Here is a 26,390-nt window from a genome sequence, read left to right on the forward strand (position 1 = left end):
CGGTGCGCCGGCGCGCTCGCGCAGCTGCCGGCGGAACGTTCGGGAGGGCCTAGGCCTGGTACTCCGTGAGGTCGATCCCGTACACCCGCAGATCGTGCCCCGTCTCCGCGTCCCGCGCCGTGCTCTCCGCCCGCATTCCGAGTTTGTCCAGCACGTTCGCGGACGCGGTGTCGCTCGTCCGGCATACGGCGACGACCCGGTCGAGACCGCGGTCCTGAAGAGCGAACTCGAGCGTGGCCTGCGCCGCCTCCGACGCGTACCCCTGCCCCCAGAACGGCCGCCCGAGCCGCCAGGCGATCGCCACCTGACCCGCGACGTCGGGCGGTGAGTCCGGAACGTACAGGCCCACCGCTCCGGCCAGCTCACCGGATCCGAGGAGCTCGACGGCGAAGATCCCGAAGCCCTCCTCGTCCCACTCCTCCTCCCACGCCTCGATGTCCTCGGCGGTCTCTTCCAAGGAGCGCGGCGTACCGTCGCCGACCCAGCGCATCACCTCGGGATCGGCGTGGATCTCGGACAGGGGGACAAGGTCGTCATCCAGCCAGCGGCGCAGGAGAAGACGGGGGGTGCGGATCTCGCTCATGGCCCCATCCTGCCCTTCTGCTTCCTACCAGCGCTCACCGCACCGGGCGTCAGCCTCCCGCTGCCTGGTGTCGAGGCATCACGATCTCCCGTGCAACCGGACCCCGCCACTCAGGATCGCCGCCGCCAGCGCGTCCGCCGCCTCCTGCGCGGACGTCCGGCGCCGCCCGTGCACCAGGACGAAGTCGACCTCGCCGAGTTCCGGCAGTCCCGCCCGCTCCGGTACCCGGACCAGCCCCGGCGGGACGAGTCCCCGTGAGTGGGCCATCACGCCCAGGCCCGCGCGGGCGGCGGCGATGAGGCCGTTGAGGCTGCCGCTGGTGCAGGCGATGCGCCACGGCCGGCCCTGGCGTTCCAGGGCTTCGAGGGCGAGGGCGCGGGTGATGCCCGGGGGAGGGTAGACGATCAGGGGCACCGGGCGGTCAGGGTCGAGGCGCAGGCGTTCCGCACCGATCCACACCAGGCGGTCGTGCCAGACGAGCTCGCCGCGCGGGTCCTCGGGCCGCCGCTTCGCCAGCACCAGGTCGAGCCTGCCCGCCGCGAGCTGCTCGTGGAGCGTGCCGGACAGCTCGACCGTCAGCTCCAGGTCCACCTCGGGATGGTCGTACCGGAAGCCCTCCAGGATCTCCGGCAGCCGGGTGAGGACGAAGTCCTCTGACGCGCCGAAGCGCAACCGGCCGCGCAGCCGCGTCCCGGTGAAGAACGCCGTCGCCTGCTCCTGCACCTCCAGGATCCGGCGCGCGAAGCCGAGCATCGCCTCGCCGTCCTCCGTGAGCTCCACGGAGTGCGTGTCCCGGGCGAACAGCTGACGCCCGGCGGTGTCCTCGAGACGGCGTACGTGCTGGCTGACCGTGGACTGACGCAGCCCGAGGCGCCGCGCGGCCCGGGTGAAGCTCAGGGTTTGGGCCACCGCCAGGAAGGTACGCAGCTGCGACGGGTCGTACATGGTTTCACGTTATCGCGATTCGCAATGACAGTCAGAGCGGTATGACGGATTCCCGATTGCGGGTCGGAGGAGGACGATGGAGAGGGCACGACCCGACCTCGTACGACGACGCACAGAACCGAGCAGTGGAGCACCGTTGAAACGCCTGCAGTGGCCGAGTTGGATGCCGATCGACCCGTACATCCTGCTGTTGCTCGGGACGGTGGGCCTCGCGGCCCTCTTCCCGGCGCGGGGTACGGGCGCCGACGTCGCCTCGGGCGCGTCCACGGCCGCGATCGCCTTCCTGTTCTTCCTCTACGGGGCGCGCCTGTCCACCCGCGAGGCGGTCGAGGGGCTCAGGCACTGGCGGCTCCACGGCACGGTCCTGGCCTGCACCTTCGTGATCTTCCCGCTGCTCGGCCTCGCCGCGCGCGGCCTCGAGCCGGTCTTCCTGACGCACAACCTCTACACCGGCCTCCTCTTCCTCACGCTCGTCCCCTCGACCATCCAGTCGTCGATCGCGTTCACCTCCATAGCGCGGGGCAATGTGCCCGCCGCGATCTGCGCGGGCTCCTTCTCCTCGCTCGCGGGCATCGTGATCACCCCGCTGCTCGCGGCGTCCCTGCTGGGCAACAGCGGCGGCGGATTCTCCGCGGACGCGCTCGTCAAGATCGTGCTGCAGTTGCTGGTGCCCTTCATGGCGGGGCAGGTGCTGCGCCGCTGGATCGGCGGGTTCATCACGCGGCACAAGAAGGTCCTCGGATACGTCGACCGAGGCTCGATCCTGCTCGTCGTCTACACGGCCTTCAGCGAGGGCATGGTGAAGGGCATCTGGCACCAGGTGAGCCCGGTCAGGCTGGCCGGACTCCTGGTCGTCGAGGCCGCGATGCTCGCCGTGATGCTCGCGCTCACCTGGTACGGCGCGAAGGCCCTGCGCTTCAACCGGGAGGACCGGATCGCGATCCAGTTCGCCGGGTCGAAGAAGTCCCTCGCCTCCGGGCTCCCCATGGCCAGCGTGCTGTTCGGCGCGCACGCCTCGCTCGCCGTGCTGCCGCTGATGCTCTTCCACCAGATGCAGCTCATGGTGTGCGCGGTGATCGCCAAGCGCCGCGCCCGTGACCCCGAGGCCGCCGAGACGGCTACGACCCCGGTCCCGCCAGTCGCAGAGTCACGAATCTCGGTCGGTACAGGGACACGTTCCGGCTGAGGTTCGCCTGCGCCGCGGCGCCCGTCGCGTCCAGCCAGTTGACGTCGTAGCTGAGCACGATCCCGTCCCCGTCGCTCAGCTCAGGGTGCGCCTGCGGGTTGTACGCCGCGACGTCGCCCTCGGGCAGCGACGGGCTGAAGCTCCGGGTGGGCCCGTGCCAGGGGCCGGTCGGCGAGCACGCCCAGTACGAGGTGATCGTCGTCAGGCCCGCCGTACCAGCCGCCATCGTGAACAGCACATACGTACCGCCGTCGCGCACCACCGTGAACGTGCTGCCCACGCCCGTGAGCCGTCCGTCCCCGAGCACCGGCGCCGGACGCGCCCGCACCGCCCATCCCGAGCCGTTCCAGTACTCCCAGGCCCCCGGCTCGGCGAGCCTGCCGCGCGGCACGCGCGCCACGTACGCCTTCGAGGCGGGGCGCGCGGCGGCCTGCCCGTCGTCACCGCCGAAGACGTACGTCCAGTCGCCCGCGTCGACCGCCGAGGTGCCGAACAGCACCCGCTGTGAGGCGTCCGCCACCGAACGCTGGTCCAGGACCGTCGTGATGCCTTCGAGGCGCAGGTCCGGCAGTGAGAGCGTGGCGACCTCGGTGGCGGTGGGTACGCCGTAGATCCACGGGGCCTGGCCCGTCGTACGGGTCCACAGCAGGACGCGTACGACCTTCTCCGAGGAGCCGGGGGAGCGGGGCTCGACGCGTGCCGCGACCGGCCAGCGCCACTGCTGCGGCCCCGGGTCCGGGAACAGGGGCGCGGGAAGTGTGGTTTGCAGACGGCCCTCGCGGGACATCACGACGGCCGAATTGCGCACGAGAGGCGCGCTCGTGTCGCGCCAGGCGTACGACTCTCCGACCGGGTTCGGCGGCCCGTGCACCAGGCCCAGATAGGTGTCGGAGAACAGCCACAGCACCCGCCCGTCCGGCAGCCGCACCGAGTGGGTGCCGTCGCCGCCGGTCCAGTCGTCGGTGCGGCCGGCGTCGTCCCCGTACCGGGCGAACTCGCCCGTGAGTTTCGCGTCCGAGGTCCAGGACCTGAGCGTACGAGCCGTGCATGCGCCGCCGCCCTCCCGGTCGTGGTCCGGGAGGGCGGTGAGCAGCACGGCCGCGCAGACCAGGGCCAGCAGAATGCCCAGCCCGGTCCCGTTCTGCCGTCGTGCTCGTGCGTCGTCGGGCACGGACGGGACGTTAGTGGTCTGCGCTCACATGGTCCATGGGCAGCCACAGCACGGTGTCCCGAGTCATCCTCTGCGAGGGCGCCGCCGCCAGCTCGTCGTCGCTCAACGCCCGGTCGAAGACCCGTACGTCGTCGATCGCACCGGTGAAGAACGCCCGGCTGTCCATCCGTTGGCCGATGTGCACCCCGAACGGCGAGTCGCGGCTGACCGATCCGGGCACGTCGGCGGTACTGACCGTCGTACCGTCGACGAACAGCGTGAGCTGCCCGCCGCCGCGGCGCAGCGCCAGATGGTGCCATTGGCCGTCGTTGTACGCGCCCGTGGAGCGGACGGACGCGGACGTCGGGGCAGACGCGCCGTTCCTGGTGGTGATCAGTCCGGTGATCCGGTTGGACGCGGGCTCGCCGCGCAGCCACACCTGCGGTTGCGTCGTCCCGATCCCGCCCATCCACAGCAGCGGCTGCTCACCGGTGGTGGCGGTGTAGCGGAACCACAAGGACGCCGTGAAGTCCTTCGTCCCGAGCGGCAGTCGGTCCTGATACGGCAGTCGTACGGCGTCGTCGGTGCCGTCGAAGGCGAGCGCGCCGCCGAACACGCCCTCCGTCTCCTGGGCGCCGCCGAGGACCGCGGCCCGCTTGGTGCCCGGAGCGAGGTCGGCCGTCGTCGGGTCCGGGCCACGGCGTGGCTTGAGCCAGTCCTCGGTGAACCGGGCGAAGCGGATCTCGTCGCGTGCGTCGACCGCGCCGCCCTCATACATCAGACCCACGGTGTCGCCGTCGACGCGGACCATGTCCGAGTACCCGGACCAGTCCGTGGTGACGACCGTGCCGCGGTCCACGCTGTCCCAGGTGCGCCCGCCGTCGTACGAGGAGCGGATCATCATCGTCCGGCGGCGGTCCGGGTCGCCGGGGCAGGACAGCAGGATCCGGTCGCCGAGGCGCAGGGTGGAGCCCTGGACCTGGGGCGCGTAGAGGTCCGGGATGTCGCGGAAGGGGGTCACGAAGCTGACGCCGCCGTCGCGGCTGACGGCCTGGGTGCGGTGGCCGAGGTCCGTACCGTCCTGCTCGCGCCCGCTGACGAGGACGGAGCCGTCGGTGCGTTCGGTGAGCGCCATCTCGGACGGCTTCTGGCGGAAGGTGCCGTCGTCGGCGATCGGCCACGAGTCGCTCGCGCCGATGTCCCAGTGCTCGCCGCCGTCGTCACTGGTGATGAGCGCGGCGTTGTTGGCGGTGACCCGACTGCCGTTCCACGTCTCGGTGTTGACGCCGAAGACGAGCCGTCCCGCGTGCCGGCCCCGGGTCAGCTGGATGCCGTGCACGGGCCCGGTGGCGTACCAGGAATTCCAGTTGGCCGGAAGGATCTCGTCGCTCAGGTCGCGCGGCTGCGACCAGGTGAGGCCGTCGTCGTCGCTGTACTGCAGGTGCGGGGTGCGGTCGCAGGGCACGGAGCAACTCGCGCTGTCCGTACGGCCCGTGTTGTACGTCTCGGCCAGCAGGATGCGGCCCGTCTCCCGGTCCACGATGGGCGCGGGGTTGCCGTGCGTGTCGCCGCCGCCGTCGTTGACGACCTGGAGGGGGCCCCAGGTGCGCCCGCCGTCGGTGGAGCGCTTGACCACGATGTCGATGTCGGCCGCGTCACCGCAGTTGAGGACGCGTCCTTCGGCGAACGCCAGCAGCGTGCCGTCGGTCGTCTTCACCACGGCCGGGATACGGAAGCAGGCGTAGCCGGGATCCTGGGAGGCCTTGAAGAGTACCTGCTGCTCGAACTCGCCTGTGGTGGAGGTCTGTTCGGCCCCTGCAGGGCCCGGCAGCGCGAGCAGTGCGGCGGTGGTGAGAACGGCGGTGAGGACGGCGGTGAGGGTGGATCTGAGACGTGTCTGAGGAGTGGATCTCGGGCGTGCGCGGAGACTTGACGGCATGGTGCGACCTGCCCTTCATGCGTCTGGGCAATCCGGATACTCTGGACATCCAACATCCCACGTCCAACGTTCGCGTCACAGACGCTACTTGGGCTCTCAGGCACCCCACAAGAAGCGTGCACCGGTCGTGTTCACGCCAGATCCCGTCGGCGCCGTGGCGGCGGCAGCATCGGAAGTATGGCCGCGGGCTGGGGAGTTGACGCCGGGGCCGCTCCACTCCTGCGGCAGACCAGGGCGTCGGGGTCGTTCGCCGGCGCCTGGAGGGTGTAGCCGTCCGGACAGGTGGGTCCGGGGTCACCCTGGGGGCCGGCCGGACCGGGATCTCCCTTGTCTCCCTTGTCGCCCTTCACGCCCGACACGCCGGAGGACCCTGGTTGGCCCTGGTAGCCCTGCTCGCCCCGGGGGCCGGGCGGCCCCGCCGGGCCCGGGGAGCCGTCCGCACCCGGCGCTCCCGAGGGGCCGGGCGAGCCGGACAGTCCCGGGGGACCGGACTCACCCCGCGGCCCGCGCTCGCCGGTGGCACCCGTTTTCCCGCCCGCACCCCGCTCGCCCTTCGCGCCGGGAGCCCCGGGCGATCCTGCGGGCACGCGCACCCGGTCGATCAGGTTGTCCACGGCCTCGGAGGGGTCCGGGGCCGCAGGGGTACCGCCGCCGGCCTCCACCTGGGCGCGCAGCGCGCGCACGTCGTCCGCCAGCGTGGAGAGCGCCTTGCCGCGCCGGTCCGCCTCCGAGCGCAGTTCCTCGGCCCTGCGGTCCCCGGCGTCGATGCGCGCCCACAGGATCACCGCGACGCCGGAGAGCGCGATCAGCACGCAGACGAGGAAGATGCTGCGCCAGCGCAGGGCGAGCAGCCGCTGGAACCCGTTCACGGCGCACCTCCGAGGCGGTGGATGTCGAGGCGCAGCCGGGCGATCTCCGACTGGTCCGCCGCGTGCAGCGAGGACAACTCGTTGATGCGCGAGTCGCGTTCGGCGACCTGGCGTTCGAGGCGGTCGCGCTCGGACTGCAGCTTGTCGGTGAGACTGGAGAAACCGTTCAGGGCGTTCTCGCCCCGCTTCCCCAAATACGCCACGACGGCCGCGCCCAGCACGCCCGTGCAGGCCAATAACGAGCCGAGCAGGGTGGTGCCGGCATCCAAGTAACTGCCTCCTACCTGGACGACGGGCCGCGCGGACGTGGCCCGATGGAACTCGCCAGGAGTAACGAGCCCGGGCGCGCGGGGATGTGCGGACGGCGTGCGGCACCCCGGACGGGTGGTGACGGAGCGTCATGGCTGCAGTTCGGCCTTGCCATCGATCGGCAATTGGCGCAGTGCCACCCTGCCGTTGGTCGACCCCGCCGCGGTGCCACCGTGCCGTCGGTCGACCCCGCCGCGGTGCCACCCTGCCGTCGGTCGGCCGGCTGCGGAGCCGCCGCGCGATCGGTCGGCCGGCCGCGTGCCACCGTGCCGTCCATCGGTCAGGGGCGCAGCACCACCTTGCCGAAGTTGCTCCGAGACTCGATCGCCTCGTGCGCCTTCGCGGCATCCTCCAGCGCGAACTCCCCGTGCACGGCGGGCTTCAGCGCGCGGTCCGTGAACAGCCGCCAGAGCTCCTGCCGCCACCGCTCGTACAACTCCGGCTCCCCCCGGGCGATCCGTGCCATCTGGAAACCGATCACCGACTTGGCGCCCACCAGAAGGTCGTACGCCTGGACGCTCCCGCCGCCCGAGCTGTACGCGACCAGCCGCCCGCCCGGGGCGAGCGCGGCGACGGCCGGGGTGAGCAGGTCGCCGCCGACCGCGTCGAGGGCGTAGTCGACGGGGGTGCCCCAGTCGGCGCTGTCGTACGTGATCACCTCGTCGGCGCCGAGACCGCGGACGAACTCCGCTTTCCCGGGAGCGGACACCGCGCCCACGACACGCGACGCGCCGCGCAGACGGGCGAGCTGGACGGCGAGGTGCCCGACACCGCCGGCCGCCGCCGTGACGAGCGCGGACTCGCCGGGTGCGGGGCGCGCCGCTTCCAGGACGCCGAGCGCGACCAGGCCGCTGCGGACGAGGGCGACCGCGTCGACGGCGCTCGCGCTCTCGGGGATGGGCGTGGCCATGGCTTCGAGCAGTGGCGCGTAGTCGGCGTACCCGTGCCCGAAGCAGAGCCCGGTGACGCGGTCGCCCGCCCTGAAGCGGGTGACGCCCTCACCGACGGCGACGACCTCCCCGGCGATCTCGCCGCCGAGCGCGATCGGCCCGGCCGCCTCGGTCACCTTGCGTACGACGGGGAGGGTCACACCGATCGCCTCGGTGCGGACGAGCAGTTCGCCGGGGGCGGCGGTGGGTACGGGAACGTCCTCCAGGAGCAGTGGGCCGCCAGTGTGCTCGTACCGGACGCGACGCATCGCACCTCCACAGTCGAAAGCAGGTGAAGTCGTTGGGAGTCCCAACGATATCCGGAGATTCATTGGGGTGTCCAACGGTTATTCGCTACCCTGGCGGCATGTCCGCTCCCCTGCCCGCGATCCGTGCCCTCCCCAGCTGGCTGCTCGGCCGGGCCGCCGCCCGGGGCCGCACGCTGGTCGCCGAGGCCCTGGCCGCCGAGGGCGTCAAGATGTGGCACCACGTGGTGCTCTCCGCCGTCGGCGATCTCGGCCCCGTCGCCCAGGCCGAGCTCGGCCGCTCCATTCAGCTCGACCCCAAGGACCTGGTCGGGATTCTCAACGACCTTCAGTCCGCCCGTCTGGTCGTCCGCGAGCCGGATCCGAAGGACCGCCGCAAGAACGCGGTGTCCCTCACCGAGGAAGGTGCCCGCCTGCTGGAGCGCTGCGAAACGGCGGCCCGCGACGCGAACGACACCCTGCTGGCGCCGCTCTCGGCGGCCGAGCGGGAGCTGTTCATGGGCTTGTTGACACGGATTTCCGGCACGGAGCCGCCGGCGGGCTGAAGGGCGGCGGAGCCTGAGGCGGGGCCCGGCTGAGCCGCGGCCCGGCTGGAAGAGGCCGGGCCGAGGCGGGGCCCCTCCGGCGCAGGGGGCGCTCCCCGCCGTTCGGGGCCCCGCCGCCGTGTCGCGGGGGAGCCGGTCAGCCCTGGGTGGCCGTGGCCCGCAGGGCGATGCGGTGCTCGCCCGCGTACACGTTCATGGAGGCGCCGCGCAGGAAGCCGACCAGGGTCAGGCCCGTCTCCGCGGCCAGGTCGACCGCCAGGGACGACGGGGCCGAGACCGCAGCGAGCACCGGGATGCCCGCCATCACCGCCTTCTGTGCCAGCTCGAAGGAGGCCCGCCCCGAGACCAGCAGGACCGTGCGGGAGAGCGGGAGTGTGCCGTTCTGCAGGGCGCGGCCGACCAGCTTGTCGACCGCGTTGTGCCGGCCCACGTCCTCCCGTATGTCGACCAGCTCGCCCTCCTCGGTGAACAGCGCCGCCGCGTGCAGGCCCCCGGTCCGGTCGAAGACCCGCTGGGCCGCCCGCAGCCGGTCGGGGAGGCTCGCGAGCAGCTCGGGTTCCAGCCGCACCGGGGGAGTGGTGTCGCCCGCCGTGTCGTCGATCGTCCAGCGGGCCGTCGTACGGACCGAGTCCAGGCTCGCCTTGCCGCACAGGCCGCAGGAGGACGTCGTGTACACGTTGCGTTCGAGCGTGATGTCGGGGATGACGACGCCCGGCGCCGTCCGCACGTCGACGACGTTGTACGTGTTGGAGCCGTCCACGGTGGCACCCGCGCAGTACACGATGTTCTGCAGCTCGTCGGCCCTGCCCAGCACCCCCTCGCTGACCAGAAAGCCCGCCGCGAGCGCGAAGTCGTCGCCCGGAGTGCGCATGGTGATGGCGAGGGGTTTGCCGTTGAGGCGGATTTCCAGTGGTTCCTCGGCGACGAGCGTGTCCGGGCGGGTGCTCACGGCCCCGTCCCGGATACGGATCACCTTGCGTCGTTCCGTGACTCGTCCCATGTCCTGATCAGCCCCGGTTCTTTACGTGCTGGTGGCCGAATCGGCCCTTGCTGCGGAGGTTGGCGTGGGTCACCGGGTCGTCGTGCGGCGAGGTGACCTTCGCGACCTCATTGTCCTGCACGTGCAGGGTGAGGTCGCGGCCCACTCCGCGGCGCCGGACATGGACCTGCAGATCCGCACCGCCGCGACGGGCAGCTTCTCGATCCGGGCCGCCGTGGCCTTGAACTCCGCCGTCCACGCGATCGGGCAGTTCGCCTCGATCGTCCGCCGGTCGGGTGTCCACCTCGTCCGGAAAGCCCATGGCTCTGAACGCCGGCCCGGGCCGCAGCTCGGGCCGGCGTTCACCCACACCGGCGGCACCACCGAGCCACTCCGCGAGCAGCGACTGGGTGGGCCGGGCGTAGGCCTTCGGGTCGGGTCTGCTCATGCCGCGGTCCGCAGCGCGAGCAGATCCGAGATGGCGTGGACGGTACGGAGCGTCGGCACCGGAACCCCGGTGATCTCCGCCAGCTCCACGACGGCCGCGAGCAGCACGTCGAGTTCGAGCGGTTTGCCGCGCTCCAGGTCCTGGAGCGTGGAGGTGCGGTGGTCGCCCACGCGCTCGGCGCCGGCAAGGCGCCGCTCGATGGAGACGCCCACCTTGCAGCCGAGGGCCTCCGCGACGGCGAGCGTCTCGGTCATCATGATCTCGATGACCTTGCGCGTGCCGCCGTGCAGGCACATCTGCCGCATCGTCGCGCGGGCCAGCGCGCTGATGGGGTTGAAGGAGATGTTGCCCAGCAGTTTGAGCCAGATGTCGTTGCGCAGGTCCTGCTCGACCGGACACTTGAGTCCGCCCGCCTGCATGGCCTCGCTGAACGCCTGACAGCGCACGGAGAGGGAGCGGTCGGGCTCGCCGATGGAGAACCGGGTGCCTTCGAGATGGCGTACGACTCCCGGTCCTTCCAGCTCGGTAGCGGCATAGACCACGCACCCGATGGCCCGTTCGGGCGCGAGCACCGCACTGACCGCGCCGTCCGGGTCCACGCTCTCGACGCGGTGGCCGTCGTGCGGGCCGCCGTGCTGGTGGAAGTACCACCAGGGAATGCCGTTCTGGGCGGCGATGACCGCCGTGGTGTCGTGCAGCAACGGCTCGATCAGCGGCCCGCACGCCGCGTACGAGTTGGCCTTCAGACCGAGGAAGACGTAGTCGACCGGACCGATCTCGGCCGGGTCGTCGGTGGCGTGGGCGCGCGCGGTGAAGTCTCCGCGCGGGCTGAGGACTCTGACTCCGTGCTGCCTCATGGCCGCCAGATGCGGTCCACGGGCGACGAGGTGCACGTCGGCGCCTGCGCGGTGCAGCGCGGCGCCGACGTAGGCGCCGATCGCACCGGCGCCGAGAACTGCGACTTTCACTGTGTGGCGCTCCGTTCGGTCGAGGGTACCGAGGAACTGCCGAACTGTGTCGACGAAATATTGTCTACAGGATGGAAGGGGTGGCAGCAAGGGGCGAGACGGCACTCGAACCGCCTTTCGTGCGGCACCAATGGCCTTTCGCGCGGCATTCACGGGGCTGTTCGCCCCGCCTCGCCGACCGTTCGTCGCTGCGGACCGTTCACCCCGCCCCGCCGACCGTTCGTCGCGCCAGGCGTACCGCTCATCGCATACGGTCGACGAGTTTGCGCCTCGCGGCTTCCCCATCGGGCAACCGCTTCCTATCGTTCGGGATCATGAGCCCCCCTGTCGCACCGCCCGGCTGGAGCCGCTGGCTCGTCCCGCCGGCCGCTCTGTCGGTCCACCTCTCCATCGGCCAGGCCTACGCCTGGAGTGTCTTCAAGCCGCCGCTCGAATCCGCGCTCGGCCTCAGCGGAACCCAGAGCGCGCTGCCCTTCCAGCTCGGCATCGTCATGCTCGGTCTGTCGGCGGCGTTCGGCGGCACGCTCGTCGAGCGCAACGGACCGCGCTGGGCGATGACCGTCGCCCTCGTCTGTTTCTCCTCCGGCTTCCTGATCGCCTCTCTCGGCGCCGCCACCGAGCAGTACTGGCTGATCGTGTTCGGCTACGGCTTCGTCGGCGGGATCGGCCTCGGCATCGGCTACATCTCACCCGTCTCGACCCTGATCAAGTGGTTCCCGGACAGGCCCGGCATGGCCACCGGTATCGCGATCATGGGCTTCGGCGGCGGAGCGCTGATTGCCTCGCCGTGGTCCACGCAGATGCTGAAGTCGTTCGGTTCCGACTCCTCCGGCATCGCGGTCGCCTTCCTCGTGCATGGGCTGACGTACGCCGTCTTCATGTCGCTCGGTGTACTGCTGGTGCGGGTGCCGCGGGGTGAGAAGCCGGTCGCGTCCGGGCCGAGCGCGCTCGACGGTGTGCAGGTCTCGGCCGGGAACGCCGTGCGCACCCCGCAGTTCTGGTGCCTGTGGGTCGTGCTCTGCATGAACGTGACCGCGGGCATCGGCATCCTGGAGAAGGCCGCCCCGATGATCACCGACTTCTTCGCGGACACGTCCACGCCGGTGTCCGTCTCCGCGGCCGCCGGATTCGTCGCCCTGCTGTCCGCGGCCAACATGGCGGGCCGTATCGGCTGGTCCTCGACGTCCGACCTGATCGGCCGCAAGAACATCTACCGGGTCTATCTCGGGGTGGGCGCGCTGATGTACGCGCTGATCGCCTGGTTCGGGGACTCCTCGAAGCCGCTCTTCATCATCTGCGCGCTGGTGATCCTCTCGTTCTACGGCGGTGGCTTCGCGACGATCCCGGCGTACCTGAAGGACCTCTTCGGCAGTTACCAGGTCGGTGCGATCCACGGCCGGCTGCTCACCGCGTGGTCCACGGCGGGCGTCCTCGGTCCGCTGATCGTCAACTGGATCGCCGACCACCAGGAGGCGGCGGGCAGGCACGGCTCGTCCCTCTACGGCCTCTCGTTCCTGATCATGATCGGCCTGCTCGCGGTCGGCTTCGTCGCCAACGAGCTGGTCCGACCCGTCCATGTCCGGCACCACATTCCCGCACCGAGGGAGGCAGTCGATGTCCAGCGAGAGCAGTCCGCCCAGTAGGCGGGGATTGATCGCGTTCGCCTGGCTGTGGGTGGGCGCGCCCCTGTGCTACGGCCTCTACGAACTGGTATTGAAGGCCAAGCAGCTGTTCACGGGGTGAGGACCCGGCGCGGGTGCGGAATCTCGCGGCCCCCGGCCTGGGCGCGCGTGCGGAAGGTGTTCGGGCGTCCGAAGGTCTGACAGAAGCCGACAAGCCTGGCGTCCCATTCCTGTGGCATCACCTGCCGTCGTACCCGTGAGTCACTGATCAGACTGGTGGATCCCGCTACCCAAGGCAACGAGGGGGACCACTCATGAACGGCTCACGGATCGCCGCCGTCGGCCACTACCAGCCCGCCAAGGTACTCACCAACGAGGATCTGGCGGGCCTGGTCGACACCAGCGACGAGTGGATCAGGAGCCGGGTGGGCATCCGCACGCGCCACATCGCCGGGCCCGACGAGCCGGTCGACGAGCTGGCCGCGCACGCCGCCGCCAAGGCGCTCGCGGCGGCGGGCCTGACCCCGGGCGACATCGACCTCGTCCTGGTCGCCACGTCCACGGCCGTCGACCGCTCCCCGAACATGGCCGCCCGGGTCGCCGCCCGCCTCGGCATCCCGTCACCGGCCGCCATGGACGTCAACGTCGTCTGCGCGGGCTTCACGCACGCGCTGGCCACCGCCGACCACGCCGTCCGCGCGGGCGCCGCGACCCGGGCGCTGGTCATCGGCGCCGACAAGATGTCCGACGTGACGGACTGGAGCGACCGTACGACCTGCGTGCTCGTCGGCGACGGGGCGGGGGCCGCGGTGGTCGAAGCCTCCGACAACGCGGGGATCGGGCCGGTGCTGTGGGGCTCGGTGCCCGAGATGGGGCATGCCGTCCGGATCGAGGGCACCCCCGCGCGGTTCGCCCAGGAGGGGCAGAGCGTCTACCGCTGGGCCACCACCCAGCTCCCGCCCATCGCCCGCAAGGCCTGTGAGCGCGCCGGGCTCGCCCCCGAGGACCTCGCCGCGGTCGTCCTGCACCAGGCGAACCTGCGCATCATCGAGCCCCTCGCCGTGAAGATCGGCGCGGTCAACGCCGTCGTGGCGCGGGATGTCACCGACTCCGGGAACACGTCCGCCGCGAGCATTCCGCTGGCCTTCTCCAAGCTCGTGGAGCGCGGGGAGATCTCCACGGGCGACCCCGTCCTGCTCTTCGGCTTCGGCGGGAATCTGTCGTACGCGGGACAGGTCGTCCGCTGCCCGTGAACTGCTCGTACGCTCCCCTGCAAGCCTCCTGGTACGCCCCCTCGCACGCCCCGGTGCGACGAGCCCAACTCCTGTGTCTCCTGGCGTTTGTGCGCCGTAGACTGTAGGCGAAAGACAATTCATAATTGGCTTTCATATTGCAGCGACGGCGCTGCCCAGGAGGGACCCTGATGTTGTCGACGACAGGACTGCCGCAGGGTGCGGTGCCCAAGCTCGAAAGGCCCGGCCCGCTGCGCGACCGCGTCTACGAGGCGCTGCTCGAACTCATCACCACCCGCGCCCTCCAGCCCGGCCAGCACCTCGTCGAGAGCGAACTCGCCGGGCACCTCGGGGTGTCCCGGCAGCCCGTGCGCGAGGCACTGCAGCGTCTCAGCACCGAGGGCTGGGTCGATCTGCGGCCCGCCCAGGGCGCGTTCGTGCACGAACCGACCGAGGAGGAGGCGGACCAGCTTCTCACGGTCCGTACGCTCCTGGAGGCCGAGGCCGCCCGGCTCGCCGCCGCCAACGCGGGTACCGATGCGATCACCGCGCTCGAGGAGCTGTGCGAGGAGGGTGAGCGTGCGGTGGCCGCCGATGACGTGGACGGCGCGGTCGCGATGAACGCCCGGCTCCACGCGAAGGTCATGGAGCTCGCGGGCAACACGGTCCTCGCCGAGCTGGCCGCGCAGGTCGACCGGCGGGTCCGCTGGTACTACACGCCGGTCGCCCGGCAGCGCGGCCACCAGTCCTGGATCGAGCACCGTGAGCTGATCGCGGCGATCGCGGACCGTGACGAGCAGCGCGCCACGGCGGTCATGCGCGCCCACACGGAACACACGCGGAAGATGTACCACGAGCGGGAGAAGTAGCGGATCAGGCGACGGCCGCCGGGGAATCGGGGCTCTCCGGAGACTCCGCGCCGGCCCGGCACGGTGACCATCGCGCCTCTGCCCCGAGCATGGCCACCAACACGCCCACCAGCGCGAGGAGTTCGACGACCGCCGACAGGTTGATCCCGAGCAGCGCGGTGGCCAGGGTGACGGGCACCGCGGCCGCGCGGAAGCTCACCGGGAACAGCCGCAGCACGGCGCGGAACGCCACGTCACCGGCGAGGAAGAGAGCGACCCCGCCGGCGAGCGCGAGGGCCGGGCCGGTGTGCAGATGCTCGGTGAGATGCCCGAGGGACTTCTTCACGCCCGCCGCGAGAAAGGCGATGCCGAGGAGCATGGGCAGGAAGGCGTAGTAGTACGCGTTCATCGCCAGGCGCCAGCGCCGGTCCGGCGGGGTCGCAGAGAACACGGCCTCCGCACCGTGCTCGTCGCGCACGAAGTACGTCCACCACAGCGCGATCGCCAGCGCGAGAGCGAGGAAGGCTCCGCCGAACAGGCCTACCGTCAGCGGCAGATCGCCGACGCCGATACCGATCGCGATGACCGACTCGCCGAACGCGACGATCAGCAGCAGCCCGTGCCGCTCCACGAAGTGCGCCGGGTCGAGACCGCCCAACTGCGCGCGCAGAAAGGCGGCTTCACGCCCGTCCCGGCGCCGCGGACCGTGCTCCGCCAGGAACGGCGTCACGAACTGCAGCACCAGCGCGAACAGCCACAGTCCGTCGGCGGCGAGTCCGTCGTACAGCCCGGCCGCGGTGACGGACACCGCGGCCAGGGAGTTCGGCACCGCGTACCAGATGACATCGCGGCCGTGGCTCCTGGTGTAGAGCGCGCTGTGCACGAGCACGACGGCCAGGAAGCCGAGGCCGAAGACGACTCCGCCGTCGTCGAAGGCGCGCGGGATGGCGAGGGCGCACACCAGGAAGGCGCCCATGCCCAGCATCAGCAGGATCCGTCGCGAAGGCCGGTCGGGCGGCACCTGGTTGGTGAGATACGCGTACGCGCCGTACATCCAGAACAGCACCACGAAGATCAGCGCGACGCGCGCCGCCGTCGCGAACGACAGGTCGGCGGTGAGCAGCACGGTGAGCTGGGTGAGCGTGAAGACGAAGACCAGGTCGAAGAAGAGCTCAAGGGTGCTGACTCTGCGCCCTGCCTCGCCCAAGGCCGTGTGTCCTGCCGCGTCTGCGGCTGTGCGCCCTGCCTCGCCCAAGACCGTGTGTCTTGCCGCGTCTGCGGCTGTGTATCCGGTCTCGTGCGCGGTCGTGTGTCCTGCCGCGTCTGCGGCTGTGCGTCCGGCCTCGCCCACTGCCGCGTGCCCCGCCTCGTCCTCTGCCGTGCTCATGCGTTCCCCCCGAAAACGATCGCTGCTCAGATCGTATGCGGCTCCCTCGTGGTGTGCAGACCTCGCTTTGTCCTGTGAGTGGAGAAAGTTGACACGAATTCGTGCGCGACTTCTTCCCACTCCCGGCAGCCGCTGCTACGTTCCCCTCGAAAGCAAGACCGGTGAAGTGGCCGGAACTTGACGGACGCAGGCCGATTGAGGCGGGGAGGGGCTCGTGAGACGTATGACGGCACGACCCGCTAACGCGCACCAGGCGCGGCTGCTGCGCCTGTTGCGTGACGGTGGCCCCAACTCCCGGGCCCAGCTGGGCGATCAGATCGACCTCTCGCGGTCGAAGCTGGCCGTCGAGGTGGACCGGCTGCTGGAGACCGGGCTCGTGGTGGCCGACGGACTCGCCGCATCCCGTGGCGGCCGCCGCTCCCACAACATCCGGCTCGCGCCGGCCCTGCGCTTCCTCGGCGTCGACATCGGCGCCACCTCGATCGACGTGGCCGTCACCAACGCGGAACTGGAAGTCCTGGGGCACATCAACCAGCCCATGGACGTACGCGAGGGTCCGGTCGCCGTATTCGAACAAGTCCTGTCCATGGCCGCCAAGTTGAGGGCTTCGGGGCTCGCGGAAGGGTTCGACGGCGCCGGAATCGGCGTACCGGGGCCCGTCCGTTTCCCCGAGGGCGTCCCGGTCGCCCCGCCGATCATGCCCGGCTGGGACGGCTTCCCGGTGCGCGAGGCGCTCAGCCAGGAACTCGGCTGTCCGGTCATGGTCGACAACGACGTGAACCTGATGGCCATGGGGGAGCAGCACGCGGGCGTCGCCCGCTCCGTGGGCGACTTCCTCTGCGTCAAGATCGGCACGGGCATCGGCTGCGGCATCGTCGTCGGCGGTGAGGTCTACCGCGGTACGACGGGCAGCGCGGGCGACATCGGGCACATCCAGGCCGTGCCCGACGGACGTCCGTGCGCCTGCGGCAACCGGGGCTGCTTGGAGGCCCACTTCAGCGGCGCCGCGCTGGCGCATGACGCCATGGAGGCGGCCCAGCAGGGCCGCTCGGCGGAACTCGCCACGCGTCTGGAGACGAACGGCTCCCTGAGCGCCGTCGACGTCGCAGCCGCGGCCGCGGCGGGCGATGCCACCGCGCTCGATCTGATCCGCGAGGGCGGCAACCGTACGGGTCAGGTCATCGCCGGACTCGTGTCGTTCTTCAACCCCGGCCTGGTGGTGATCGGCGGCGGTGTCACCGGCCTCGGCCATACGCTGCTCGCCGCGATCCGCACCCAGGTCTACCGCCAGTCGCTGCCGCTGGCGACCGGCAACCTGCCCATCGTTCTGGGGGAGTTGGGCCCGACCGCCGGCGTGATCGGCGGGGCCCGGCTGATCAGTGACCACCTGTTCTCACCCGCGTAAGGCCTGAGGTCCGCGAGGCCTCACGTCACCTCATCTGCACAACGCCCTGCTCTGCCACGCCCTGAAATCGCTTGCCCTGTAAGCGCCCTGCCCTGAAACCGGCCCGCACGCCCGCCAAGGGGAACCGTCATGGCACCAGAACCACCGCTGCTCACCATGTCCGGCATTACCAAGTCGTTCCCCGGTGTCCGGGCCCTCGACGGCGTCGACCTCGACGTCCAGGCCGGCGAAGTGCACTGCCTGCTCGGCCAGAACGGCGCCGGAAAGTCCACGCTCATCAAGGTCCTGGCCGGCGCCCACCAGCCCGACGAGGGCACCATCGGCTGGCGTGGCGAACACGTCACCCTCAGGTCGCCGATCGCCGCCATGCGCCTCGGCATCGCCACCATCTACCAGGAACTCGACCTGGTGGAGGGCCTGTCGGTGGCCGAGAACGTCCACCTCGGACATGAACCCACGGCCGCCGGTTTCGTCGTACGGGGAAAGGCGGCGCGATCATCAACTGCCACCCTTCTCAAGCGACTTGGACATCCGGAGATCGACCCGGCGCGGCTCGTCGGGGAGCTGTCGGCGGCCCAGCAGCAGATCGTCTCGATGGCCCGGGCGCTCTCCCACGACGTACGCCTGATCGTCATGGACGAGCCGTCCGCGGCCCTCGACCCCGACGAGGTCGACAATCTCTTCCGCATCGTGGGCGATCTGACCGCGGACGGCGTCGCCGTCGTCTACATCTCGCACCGCCTAGAGGAGATCCGCCGGATCGGCGACCGCGTCACCGTGCTGAAGGACGGGCGTGCGGTGGCCGGTGGGCTGCCCGCGAAGTCCACGCCGACGCGCGAGGTCGTGGCGCTGATGACGGGGCGCAATGTCGAGTACGTCTTCCCGGAGCGGCCCCGGTCACGGCCACCCGGTGAGCCCGTGCTCAAAGTCCAAGGTCTGGCCCGGGCGGGGGAGTTCGCGCCGCTCGACCTCGATCTGCGCCCCGGCGAGATCGTCGGCCTGGCCGGGCTCGTCGGCTCCGGACGCTCCGAGATCCTGGAGACGATCTACGGGGCCCGGAAGCCGACGGCAGGTCAAGTGAGTGTGGACGGGCGGTTGTTGCGGCCCGGCAGCGTACGCTCCGCCGTCCGGGCCGGTCTCGGGCTCGCCCCGGAGGAGCGCAAAGCGCAGGCCCTGCTGATGCTGGAGTCCGTCACCCGCAATGTGTCGGTCTCCTCCATGTCCCGCTTCGCGCACGGAGGTTGGATCGACCGGAGTGCCGAACGCGGCGCGGCGCGGGCGGCGACCCGCGAGCTGTCCCTGCGCCCCGACAACCCGTCGGTGCCCATCCGGACGCTGTCCGGCGGCAACCAGCAGAAGGCCGTCCTGGCGCGCTGGCTGCTGCGCGGCTGCCGCGTCCTGCTCCTCGACGAACCGACCCGCGGAGTCGACGTCGGCGCCCGCGCCGAGCTGTACGCGGTCATCCGCCGGCTCGCCGACGAAGGGCTCGCCGTGCTGCTTGTCTCCAGCGAAGTGCCCGAGGTGCTCGGGCTCGCCGACCGCGTCCTGGTGCTCCGCGAGGGGCGCGTCGTCCACACGGCGCCCGCCCAGGAACTCGACGAACACCGCGTACTCGACCTCGTCATGGAAGGAAGCCCCGTGGCCGGTGAAGGAAGCCCGGTGGCCAGTGAAGGGAGCCCGGCGTCGTGACGCAGCACGTATCTCCGCCCAGGGATGACACCCCCAAGGTGTCACCGTTCAAGGAACACGCCCCGTGGCGGACGCTCGCGGCCCGCGCCGACGTCCGCACCCTCTCGCTCCTCGGGGTGCTCGCCGCCCTGATCGTCATCGGCGGCATCACCAAGCCCGACGAGTTCCTCGACACCCGCAACCTCCAACTCGTCCTCACCCAGGCCTCGGTGATCGGCGTCGTCACCGTCGGCATGACCTTCGTCATCACTTCCGGCGGCATCGACCTGTCGGTCGGCGCGATCGTCGCTCTCTCCTCGGTGTGGGCGACCACCGTCGCCACACAGGAGTACGGCTTCGCGGGAGTCCTGTTCACCGCGGTGCTCGTCGGCCTGGGCTGCGGCCTGGTCAACGGACTGCTCATCGCGTACGGCGGGATGGTCCCCTTCATCGCGACGCTCGCCATGCTCGCCTCGGCCCGCGGCCTGGCCCTGCAGATCACGGACGGCAAGACGCAGATCGTCAGCATCGACGGGATCCTGAAACTCGGCGAGCGCGACTCGTACGTGCTCGGCATACCGCCCCTGGTGCTCGTCTTCGCCGTCGTCACGGTCATGGGCTGGCTGATCCTCAACCGCACGACTTTCGGGCGGCGTACGGTCGCCGTCGGCGGCAACGCGGAGGCGGCACGGCTCGCCGGCATCGACGTACGACGCCAGCGGCTGTACCTCTATCTGCTCTCCGGACTGTGCTGCGGCATCGCGGCCTTCCTGCTGATCATCCTGTCCGGCTCTGGCCAGAACACCAACGGCAACCTGTACGAACTCGACGCCATCGCGGCCGCGATCATCGGCGGCACCCTGCTCAGCGGGGGCCGCGGCACCATCACCGGCTCGGTGCTCGGTGTCCTGATCTTCACGACGATCACCAACATCTTCGCGCTGAACAACCTCCAGAGCGACGTCCAGCAGATCGCCAAGGGCGCGATCATCGTCGCCGCGGTCCTGGTCCAGCGGCGCACAGCAAGCACGACCTGACACGGGAAGGGTCCACCGCCATGCCAGAACCCACGAGCCTCACGAGCCGTAGAGGGCTGCTCTTCGGGACCGCCGCCGTCTCGGCCGGTGCCCTCCTCGTCGGCTGCACCAGCAACGACACCAAGGACGAGAAGACGGCCGCGAACAGCCAGCCGGCCGCCGACGACAAGCCCGGCAAGCACGTCACCATCGGCTTCGCCGGCCCGCAGGCCGACCACGGCTGGCTCAACGCCATCAACGACAACGCCAAGAACCGGGCCAAGAAGTACTCGGACGTCACCCTGGAGATCACCGAGGGCTCCAACGACACAGCCGCGCAGATCGGCCAGATCGAGACACTGATCAACAAGAAGGTCGACGTCCTGGTCGTGCTGCCCGCCGACGGCGCGGCGCTCACCCAGGTCGGTCTCAAGGCGATGCGCGCGGGCATCCCCGTGGTCAACCTGGACCGGATCTTCAACTCACCTCAGGCCTACCGCTGTTGGATCGGCGGTGACAACTACGGCATGGGCCTCAGCGCCGGCCACTACATCGGCGAAAAGCTCAAGGGCAAGAAGAACGCCCGCGTCATCGAACTCGCCGGGCTCGACAACCTGGAGCTCACCAAGCAGCGCACCCAGGGCTTCGACGCGGCTCTGAAGAACTACCCGAACATCAAGAAGGTCGCCCGCCAGGCCGCCGAGTTCACTGTGGAGTCCGGGCAGGCCAAGATGGCCCAACTCCTGCAGGCGCAGTCGAAGTTCGACGCACTGTGGAACCACGACGACGACCAGGGCGTGGGCGCGCTGCGTGCGATCAAGCAGGCCGGGCGCGACGACTTCCTGATGGTCGGCGGCGCCGGCGCCCTCTCCGCGTTCCAGGCCATCGACGCCGACAACAGCGTCCTCAAGGCCACCGTCCTGTATCCGCCGACCATGGCCGCGTCCGCGATCGACCTCGCCCGCGCGCTCGGCCAGGGCAAGGGCATCGGCGGCCTCGCCGAGTTCGAGATCCCGGCGTCCCTCACCCTCTACTCGGCCGTCGTCGACAAGGACAACGTCCAGCAGTACATGGCCACCGGCTTCAAGTGATGCGCCCTGCCCCCGGGGCCTGTCCGGTGGACCAGCTTCCATCGGACCAGGTCCCGCCGGGGTCAGGCCCCACCCCCCACCGCGCCACGACGACGAGGAGGACATCCGCATGGGACAGCCGCACCAGGGCGACGAGGCCGAGAAGCCGCCATTGGGCGTGGGCATGGTCGGTTACGCCTTCATGGGCGCCGCCCACTCACAGGGCTGGCGCACCGTGGGCCGCGTCTTCGACCTGCCGCGCCGCCCGGTCCTCGCCGCCGTCTGCGGCCGTGACGGACAGGCCGTGCGGGCGATGGCGGACCGGCACGGCTGGGCGGCGGCCGAGACCGACTGGCGCGCCCTGATCGCCCGCGACGACGTCGACCTCGTCGACATCTGCACCCCCGGTGACAGTCACGCGGAGATCGCCGTCGCCGCCCTGGCCGCGGGCAAGCACGTGCTGTGCGAGAAGCCCCTCGCGAATACGGTCGAGGAGGCCGTCGCGATGACACAGGCGGCCGAAGAGGCCTTCGCGCGCGGCCAGTTGGCCATGGTCGGATTCAACTACCGGCGGGTGCCCGCCACATCCCTCGCGCGGAAGATGGTCGCCGAGGGACGCCTGGGCACCCTGCGGCACGTACGAGTGACGTACCTTCAGGACTGGCTGGTGGACCCGCAGTTCCCGCTGACCTGGCGCCTGCGCAAGGAACTCGCTGGATCGGGAGCGCTGGGCGACCTCGGCGCGCACATCGTGGACCTCGCGCAGTATCTGGCGGGTGAGCCGCTCGTCGGGGTGTCTGCGCTCACCGAGACATTCGTACGGGAGCGGCCGCTGCCCGGCGGGGCGTCGAGCGGGCTGTCCGCCGTGTCGGAGGCGGGCGGCGCCGGTACCGGCGCCGGCTCAGGCTCTGGTGCCGGTTCGGGCTCCAGTGCCGACCCAGGTTCCGGTGCCGGTTCCAGCCCTGGCTCGGGTGCCGTGACCGTCGACGACGCGGCTCTCTTCACCGCTCGCTTCGCCTCCGGCGCCCTCGCCTCCTTCGAGGCCTCCCGTTTCGCGACCGGGCGCAAGAACTCCCTGCGCATCGAACTCAACGGGGAGCGCGGCTCGCTGGCCTTCGACCTGGAACGGCTCAACGAACTCTCCTACCACGACCACACCGAACCCGGTGCGCACGCGGGCTTCCGCCGCATCCTGGTCACCGAGCCCGACCACCCCTACCTGGACGCCTGGTGGCCGCCGGGCCACGGCCTCGGCTACGAGCACACGTTCGCGCACCAGGCCCGCGACCTCGTGCACGCCATCGCGGCGGGCCGTCCACCGGTGCCGTCCTTCGCCGACGGGCTGCAGGTGCAGCGCGTGCTGGCGGCGGTCGAGGAGAGTGCCGAGAAGAACTCCGTCTACACACCCATCGCGGTCTGAGGAGGCCCCGGGAATGCCGCGCAACTTCACGCTCTTCACCGGCCAGTGGGCCGACCTGCCCCTCGAAGAGGTCTGCCGCCTCGCGCGCGACTTCGGCTACGACGGACTCGAACTCGCCTGCTGGGGCGACCACTTCGAAGTCGACAAGGCGCTCACCGACCCGGCGTACATCGACTCCAGGCACGCGCTCCTCGACAAGTACGGCCTCAAGTGCTGGGCGATCTCCAACCATCTGGTCGGCCAGGCCGTCTGCGACGCCATCATCGACGAGCGCCACCGGGCGATCCTGCCCGCACGCATCTGGGGCGACGGCGAACCCGAGGGCGTACGGCAGCGGGCCGCCGCGGAGCTCGGCGACACCGCCCGCGCGGCGGCGGCCTTCGGCGTCGACACCGTCATCGGCTTCACCGGCTCGGCGATCTGGCATCTGGTCGCGATGTTCCCGCCCGCCCCCGAGTCGATGATCGAGCGCGGCTACGAGGACTTCGCGACGCGCTGGAACCCGATCCTGGACGTGTTCGACGAGCAGGGCGTGCGGTTCGCGCACGAGGTCCACCCGAGCGAGATCGCGTACGACTACTGGACAACACACAAGGCACTGACGGCAGTTGACCACCGTCCGGCCTTCGGCCTCAACTTCGACCCGTCGCACTTCGTGTGGCAGGACCTCGACCCGGTCGGCTTCCTCTACGACTTCCGCGACCGGATCTATCACGTGGACTGCAAGGAAGCCCGCAAGCGGCTCGACGGACGCAACGGCCGTCTCGGCTCGCACCTGCCCTGGGGCGATCCGCGCCGCGGCTGGGACTTCGTCTCCGCGGGTCACGGCGACGTCCCCTGGGAGGACGTCTTCCGCATGCTCCGCTCCATCGACTACGCGGGCCCCATCTCGGTGGAGTGGGAGGACGCCGGCATGGACCGGCTGCAGGGCGCACCCGAAGCCCTGACCCGCCTCAAGGCGTACGACTTCGCCCCGCCGTCGGCTTCGTTCGACGCGGCGTTCGGCGGCAACGACTAGGCCGCGTCGGAGAGTTCAACGCATTCCGGGGTGACGGCGCACCCCGGCGTATCGCACCCGCCCAGTACGACCAGCCCCTTCATGGAGGCATTTCGTGCACCCGAACGGACGCAACAGGAAGAACACGAGCCACTCGAGACGTCCAAGACTCCGCGGGGCACTCGCCCTGCTGAGCGGCGCGCTGCTCGCGGCCGCTTCCCTCACCCTCACCGCACCTCAGGCCGGCGCAGCCGTCGCCGAGCCGGAAAGCGCAGTTGCGGCAGAGGACTTCCAGCAAGTCACCCTCGCCAAGGGCGAGCCCGAGGTCGGCGAGCCCATGTCGCTCGCCGTGCTCCCGGACCGCTCGGTCCTGCACACCTCGCGCGACGGCGAACTCCGGCTCACCGACAGCGCGGGCAACACGAAGATAGCGGGCAAGCTCGACGTCTACTCGCACGACGAGGAAGGCCTGCAGGGCGTCGGCATCGACCCCGAGTTCGCCAGCAACCGCTACATCTATCTCTACTACGCACCGCCCCTGAGCACCCCCGCGGGCGACGCCCCGGAGACCGGCACCGCCGCCGACTTCGCGCCCTTCGACGGCGTCAACCGCCTCTCGCGGTTCGTTCTCAAGGCCGACGGCACACTGGACAACGCCAGCGAGAAGAAGATCCTCGACGTCCAGACGTCCCGCGGCATCTGCTGCCACGTCGGCGGCGACATCGACTTCGACGCGGCGGGGAACCTCTACCTCTCCACCGGGGACGACTCCAACCCCTTCCAGTCGGACGGCTTCACCCCCATCGACGAGCGGGCCGACCGCAACCCGGCCTTCGACGCCCAGCGTTCGGCCGGCAACACCAATGACCTGCGCGGCAAGATCCTGCGCATCAAGGTGAACGCCGACGCCTCGTACTCCATACCCGACGGCAACCTCTTCCCGCCCGGCACGGACAAGACGCGCCCCGAGATCTACGCGATGGGCTTCCGCAACCCGTTCCGCTTCAGCGTCGACAAGGCGACGGGGATCGTCTACGTCGGTGACTACGGCCCGGACGCGGGCGCGGCCGACCCGGCGCGCGGCCCCGGCGGCCAGGTCGAGTTCGCGCGGGTGACCGGCCCCGGCAACTTCGGCTGGCCGTACTGCACGGGCAAGAACGACCCCTACGTGGACTACGACTTCGCCACGAAGACCTCCGGCGCGACCTTCGACTGCAACGCGCCCAAGAACACCTCGCCCCACAACACCGGCCTCACCGACCTTCCCCCGGCCCAGCCCGCCTGGATCCCGTACGACGGCGCGTCCGTCCCGGAGTTCGGCAGCGGCTCGGAGTCCCCGATGGGCGGCCCGGTCTACCACTACGACGCCTCGCTCGACTCGCCGGTGAAGTTCCCGCAGGCGTACGACGGGAACTTCTTCGCCGGAGAGTTCGGCCGCCGCTGGATCAAGCGGATCGTGTCGGACGGCAACGGCACCGTGCAGTCCATCAACGCCTTCCCGTGGACGGGCACCCAGGTGATGGACATGGCGTTCGGTCCCGACGGCGCGCTGTACGTCCTCGACTACGGCACCGCCTGGTTCGGGGGCGATGAGAACTCCGGCCTCTACCGCATCGAGAACGCCACCGACGGCCACTCACCCGTCGCCCAGGCCGCGGCCGACCGCACCTCGGGACAGGCCCCGCTCAGGGTCCGCTTCTCCTCGGTCGGTTCGTCCGACGCGGACGGTGACGCCCTCACGTACAGCTGGGACTTCGGCGACGGCGGCAAGTCGACGGCGGCGAACCCGACGTACAAGTACAAGAAGAACGGCACGTACACGGCGACCGTGACGGCCAAGGACGCGAGCGGGCGCACGGGCAGCGCGAGCGTGCAGGTCGTGGTCGGCAACACCGCGCCCAAGGTGACGCTCGAACTCCCGCGGGACGGCCAGCTGTTCAGCTTCGGGGACACCGTGCCCTTCAAGGTGAAGGTGAGCGACCCGGAGGACCGGACGATCGACTGCTCCAAGGTGAAGGTCAACTTCATCCTCGGCCACGACAGCCACGGCCACCTGCTCACCTCCGCCAACGGCTGCTCCGGCACCATCAACACCGGCGCGGGCAGCGGCCATGACGAGGACGCGAACATCTTCGGAGTCTTCGACGCCGAGTACACCGACGGCGGTGGCGGCGGACAGGCCCCGCTGACCAGCCACGACCAGCATGTCACCCAGCCCAGGCACCGCCAGGCCGAGCACTACGGCAACGCCTCGGGGATCACGGTCCAGACGAAGGCCACCGCGCACGGCGGCAAGACGGTGGGCGACATCAACAACGGTGACTGGATCTCGTTCGAGCCGTACATCCTGAGCAACGCCACGAAGATCACGGCGCGCATCTCCTCCGCCGGATCGGGCGGCACCCTCGAGGTCCGTGCGGGCTCCTCGACCGGCCGACTGCTGGGCACCGCGACCGTGCCGGTGACCGGGGGCTGGGAGACCTTCCAGGACGTGACCGCGGATCTCTCGGATGCGCCCCGTGGCACCACCACGCTCTACCTCGTCTTCAAGGGGAGCGGCACCGGTGCGCTCTACGACGTGGACGACTTCACCTTCACCACGAGCTGAC

22 protein-coding genes and 2 pseudogenes are annotated in these 26,390 nt (G+C 70.6%); 12 read left to right on the top strand and 12 right to left on the bottom strand.

Annotated elements, in window-relative coordinates:
• Positions 1 to 49: 49 nt before the first annotated feature.
• On the bottom strand, positions 50 to 583 hold the full coding sequence (locus tag AB5J53_RS39090) for a GNAT family N-acetyltransferase (protein WP_369250335.1): 534 nt from the start codon (positions 581 to 583) through the stop codon (positions 50 to 52).
• Positions 584 to 661: 78 nt separating this feature from the next.
• Positions 662 to 1,528, bottom strand: a complete 867-nt coding sequence (locus AB5J53_RS39095; protein ID WP_369250336.1) for a LysR substrate-binding domain-containing protein — start codon at positions 1,526 to 1,528, stop codon at positions 662 to 664.
• Between the two features lie 136 nt (positions 1,529 to 1,664).
• Here AB5J53_RS39095 and AB5J53_RS39100 point away from each other — a divergent pair, with 136 nt between their 5' ends.
• A complete protein-coding gene (locus tag AB5J53_RS39100) occupies positions 1,665 to 2,714 on the top strand; it encodes a bile acid:sodium symporter family protein (RefSeq protein ID WP_369250337.1) in 1,050 nt (349 codons plus the stop codon).
• On the opposite strand, the gene AB5J53_RS39105 is transcribed toward AB5J53_RS39100, so the two are convergent.
• The 5 genes from AB5J53_RS39105 to AB5J53_RS39125 form a co-directional block, all read right to left on the bottom strand.
• Positions 2,647 to 3,885: a DUF4185 domain-containing protein gene (locus AB5J53_RS39105; protein WP_369250338.1), complete on the bottom strand. Its 1,239-nt coding sequence runs from the start codon at positions 3,883 to 3,885 to the stop codon at positions 2,647 to 2,649. The genes AB5J53_RS39100 and AB5J53_RS39105 overlap by 68 nt on opposite strands.
• A 10-nt stretch (positions 3,886 to 3,895) precedes the next feature.
• Positions 3,896 to 5,803, bottom strand: a complete 1,908-nt coding sequence (locus tag AB5J53_RS39110) for an exo-alpha-sialidase (protein WP_369250339.1) — start codon at positions 5,801 to 5,803, stop codon at positions 3,896 to 3,898.
• Positions 5,804 to 5,934: 131 nt separating this feature from the next.
• Positions 5,935 to 6,672, bottom strand: coding sequence for a collagen-like protein (locus tag AB5J53_RS39115; RefSeq protein ID WP_369250340.1), 738 nt, complete (start codon positions 6,670 to 6,672; stop codon positions 5,935 to 5,937).
• The gene (locus tag AB5J53_RS39120) at positions 6,669 to 6,941 is read right to left on the bottom strand and encodes a hypothetical protein (RefSeq protein ID WP_369250341.1); all 273 of its coding nucleotides are present in this window, start codon (positions 6,939 to 6,941) and stop codon (positions 6,669 to 6,671) included. The genes AB5J53_RS39115 and AB5J53_RS39120 overlap by 4 nt, the downstream gene beginning before the upstream one ends.
• A gap of 320 nt (positions 6,942 to 7,261) precedes the next feature.
• Positions 7,262 to 8,179, bottom strand: a complete 918-nt coding sequence (locus AB5J53_RS39125) for a zinc-binding alcohol dehydrogenase family protein (RefSeq protein ID WP_369250342.1) — start codon at positions 8,177 to 8,179, stop codon at positions 7,262 to 7,264.
• Between the two features lie 98 nt (positions 8,180 to 8,277).
• Here AB5J53_RS39125 and AB5J53_RS39130 point away from each other — a divergent pair, with 98 nt between their 5' ends.
• On the top strand, positions 8,278 to 8,721 hold the full coding sequence (locus AB5J53_RS39130) for a MarR family winged helix-turn-helix transcriptional regulator (RefSeq protein WP_369250343.1): 444 nt from the start codon (positions 8,278 to 8,280) through the stop codon (positions 8,719 to 8,721).
• Positions 8,722 to 8,857: 136 nt separating this feature from the next.
• Here the strand turns inward: AB5J53_RS39130 and fdhD are convergent, their stop codons facing one another.
• The 4 genes and pseudogenes from fdhD to AB5J53_RS39150 form a co-directional block, all read right to left on the bottom strand.
• A complete protein-coding gene (gene fdhD, locus AB5J53_RS39135) occupies positions 8,858 to 9,721 on the bottom strand; it encodes a formate dehydrogenase accessory sulfurtransferase FdhD (RefSeq protein ID WP_369250344.1) in 864 nt (287 codons plus the stop codon).
• Positions 9,722 to 9,728: 7 nt separating this feature from the next.
• A pseudogene (locus AB5J53_RS39140) lies at positions 9,729 to 9,869 on the bottom strand (Fe-S-binding domain-containing protein); the annotation flags it as partial.
• A 26-nt stretch (positions 9,870 to 9,895) separates the two neighbouring features.
• Positions 9,896 to 10,099: pseudogene (locus AB5J53_RS39145) on the bottom strand (formate dehydrogenase); the annotation flags it as partial.
• Between the two features lie 45 nt (positions 10,100 to 10,144).
• The gene (locus tag AB5J53_RS39150) at positions 10,145 to 11,116 is read right to left on the bottom strand and encodes a 2-dehydropantoate 2-reductase (protein WP_369250345.1); all 972 of its coding nucleotides are present in this window, start codon (positions 11,114 to 11,116) and stop codon (positions 10,145 to 10,147) included.
• A gap of 314 nt (positions 11,117 to 11,430) precedes the next feature.
• On the opposite strand from AB5J53_RS39150, the gene AB5J53_RS39155 reads away from it, so the two are divergent.
• The 3 genes from AB5J53_RS39155 (at position 11,431) to AB5J53_RS39165 (ending at position 14,839) form a co-directional block, all read left to right on the top strand.
• On the top strand, positions 11,431 to 12,759 hold the full coding sequence (locus AB5J53_RS39155) for an OFA family MFS transporter (protein ID WP_369250346.1): 1,329 nt from the start codon (positions 11,431 to 11,433) through the stop codon (positions 12,757 to 12,759).
• Positions 12,760 to 13,052: 293 nt separating this feature from the next.
• Positions 13,053 to 13,991: a beta-ketoacyl-ACP synthase III gene (locus AB5J53_RS39160; protein ID WP_369250347.1), complete on the top strand. Its 939-nt coding sequence runs from the start codon at positions 13,053 to 13,055 to the stop codon at positions 13,989 to 13,991.
• A 170-nt stretch (positions 13,992 to 14,161) separates the two neighbouring features.
• Positions 14,162 to 14,839: a GntR family transcriptional regulator gene (locus AB5J53_RS39165; RefSeq protein ID WP_369250348.1), complete on the top strand. Its 678-nt coding sequence runs from the start codon at positions 14,162 to 14,164 to the stop codon at positions 14,837 to 14,839.
• 4 nt (positions 14,840 to 14,843) lie between these two features.
• Here AB5J53_RS39165 and AB5J53_RS39170 read toward each other — a convergent pair whose 3' ends face one another.
• A complete protein-coding gene (locus tag AB5J53_RS39170; protein ID WP_369250349.1) occupies positions 14,844 to 16,205 on the bottom strand; it encodes a low temperature requirement protein A in 1,362 nt (453 codons plus the stop codon).
• A gap of 223 nt (positions 16,206 to 16,428) precedes the next feature.
• Here AB5J53_RS39170 and AB5J53_RS39175 point away from each other — a divergent pair, with 223 nt between their 5' ends.
• The 7 genes from AB5J53_RS39175 (at position 16,429) to AB5J53_RS39205 (ending at position 26,389) form a co-directional block, all read left to right on the top strand.
• On the top strand, positions 16,429 to 17,610 hold the full coding sequence (locus tag AB5J53_RS39175; protein ID WP_369252733.1) for an ROK family protein: 1,182 nt from the start codon (positions 16,429 to 16,431) through the stop codon (positions 17,608 to 17,610).
• A 129-nt stretch (positions 17,611 to 17,739) separates the two neighbouring features.
• Positions 17,740 to 19,299, top strand: coding sequence for a sugar ABC transporter ATP-binding protein (locus AB5J53_RS39180; protein WP_369250350.1), 1,560 nt, complete (start codon positions 17,740 to 17,742; stop codon positions 19,297 to 19,299).
• Positions 19,296 to 20,315, top strand: coding sequence for an ABC transporter permease (locus tag AB5J53_RS39185; protein ID WP_369250351.1), 1,020 nt, complete (start codon positions 19,296 to 19,298; stop codon positions 20,313 to 20,315). Before AB5J53_RS39180 ends, AB5J53_RS39185 begins: the two co-directional genes overlap by 4 nt.
• Before the next feature lie 20 nt (positions 20,316 to 20,335).
• Positions 20,336 to 21,385, top strand: a complete 1,050-nt coding sequence (locus AB5J53_RS39190; protein ID WP_369250352.1) for a substrate-binding domain-containing protein — start codon at positions 20,336 to 20,338, stop codon at positions 21,383 to 21,385.
• A gap of 109 nt (positions 21,386 to 21,494) precedes the next feature.
• The gene (locus AB5J53_RS39195; protein WP_369250353.1) at positions 21,495 to 22,784 is read left to right on the top strand and encodes a Gfo/Idh/MocA family protein; all 1,290 of its coding nucleotides are present in this window, start codon (positions 21,495 to 21,497) and stop codon (positions 22,782 to 22,784) included.
• Between the two features lie 13 nt (positions 22,785 to 22,797).
• Positions 22,798 to 23,802: a sugar phosphate isomerase/epimerase family protein gene (locus AB5J53_RS39200; RefSeq protein WP_369250354.1), complete on the top strand. Its 1,005-nt coding sequence runs from the start codon at positions 22,798 to 22,800 to the stop codon at positions 23,800 to 23,802.
• Positions 23,803 to 23,896: 94 nt separating this feature from the next.
• The gene (locus AB5J53_RS39205; RefSeq protein WP_369250355.1) at positions 23,897 to 26,389 is read left to right on the top strand and encodes a PQQ-dependent sugar dehydrogenase; all 2,493 of its coding nucleotides are present in this window, start codon (positions 23,897 to 23,899) and stop codon (positions 26,387 to 26,389) included.
• Position 26,390: the final 1 nt, after the last annotated feature.

Origin of the sequence: Streptomyces sp. R41, from assembly GCF_041053055.1 — a bacterium.
Lineage (GTDB): Bacteria > Actinomycetota > Actinomycetes > Streptomycetales > Streptomycetaceae > Streptomyces.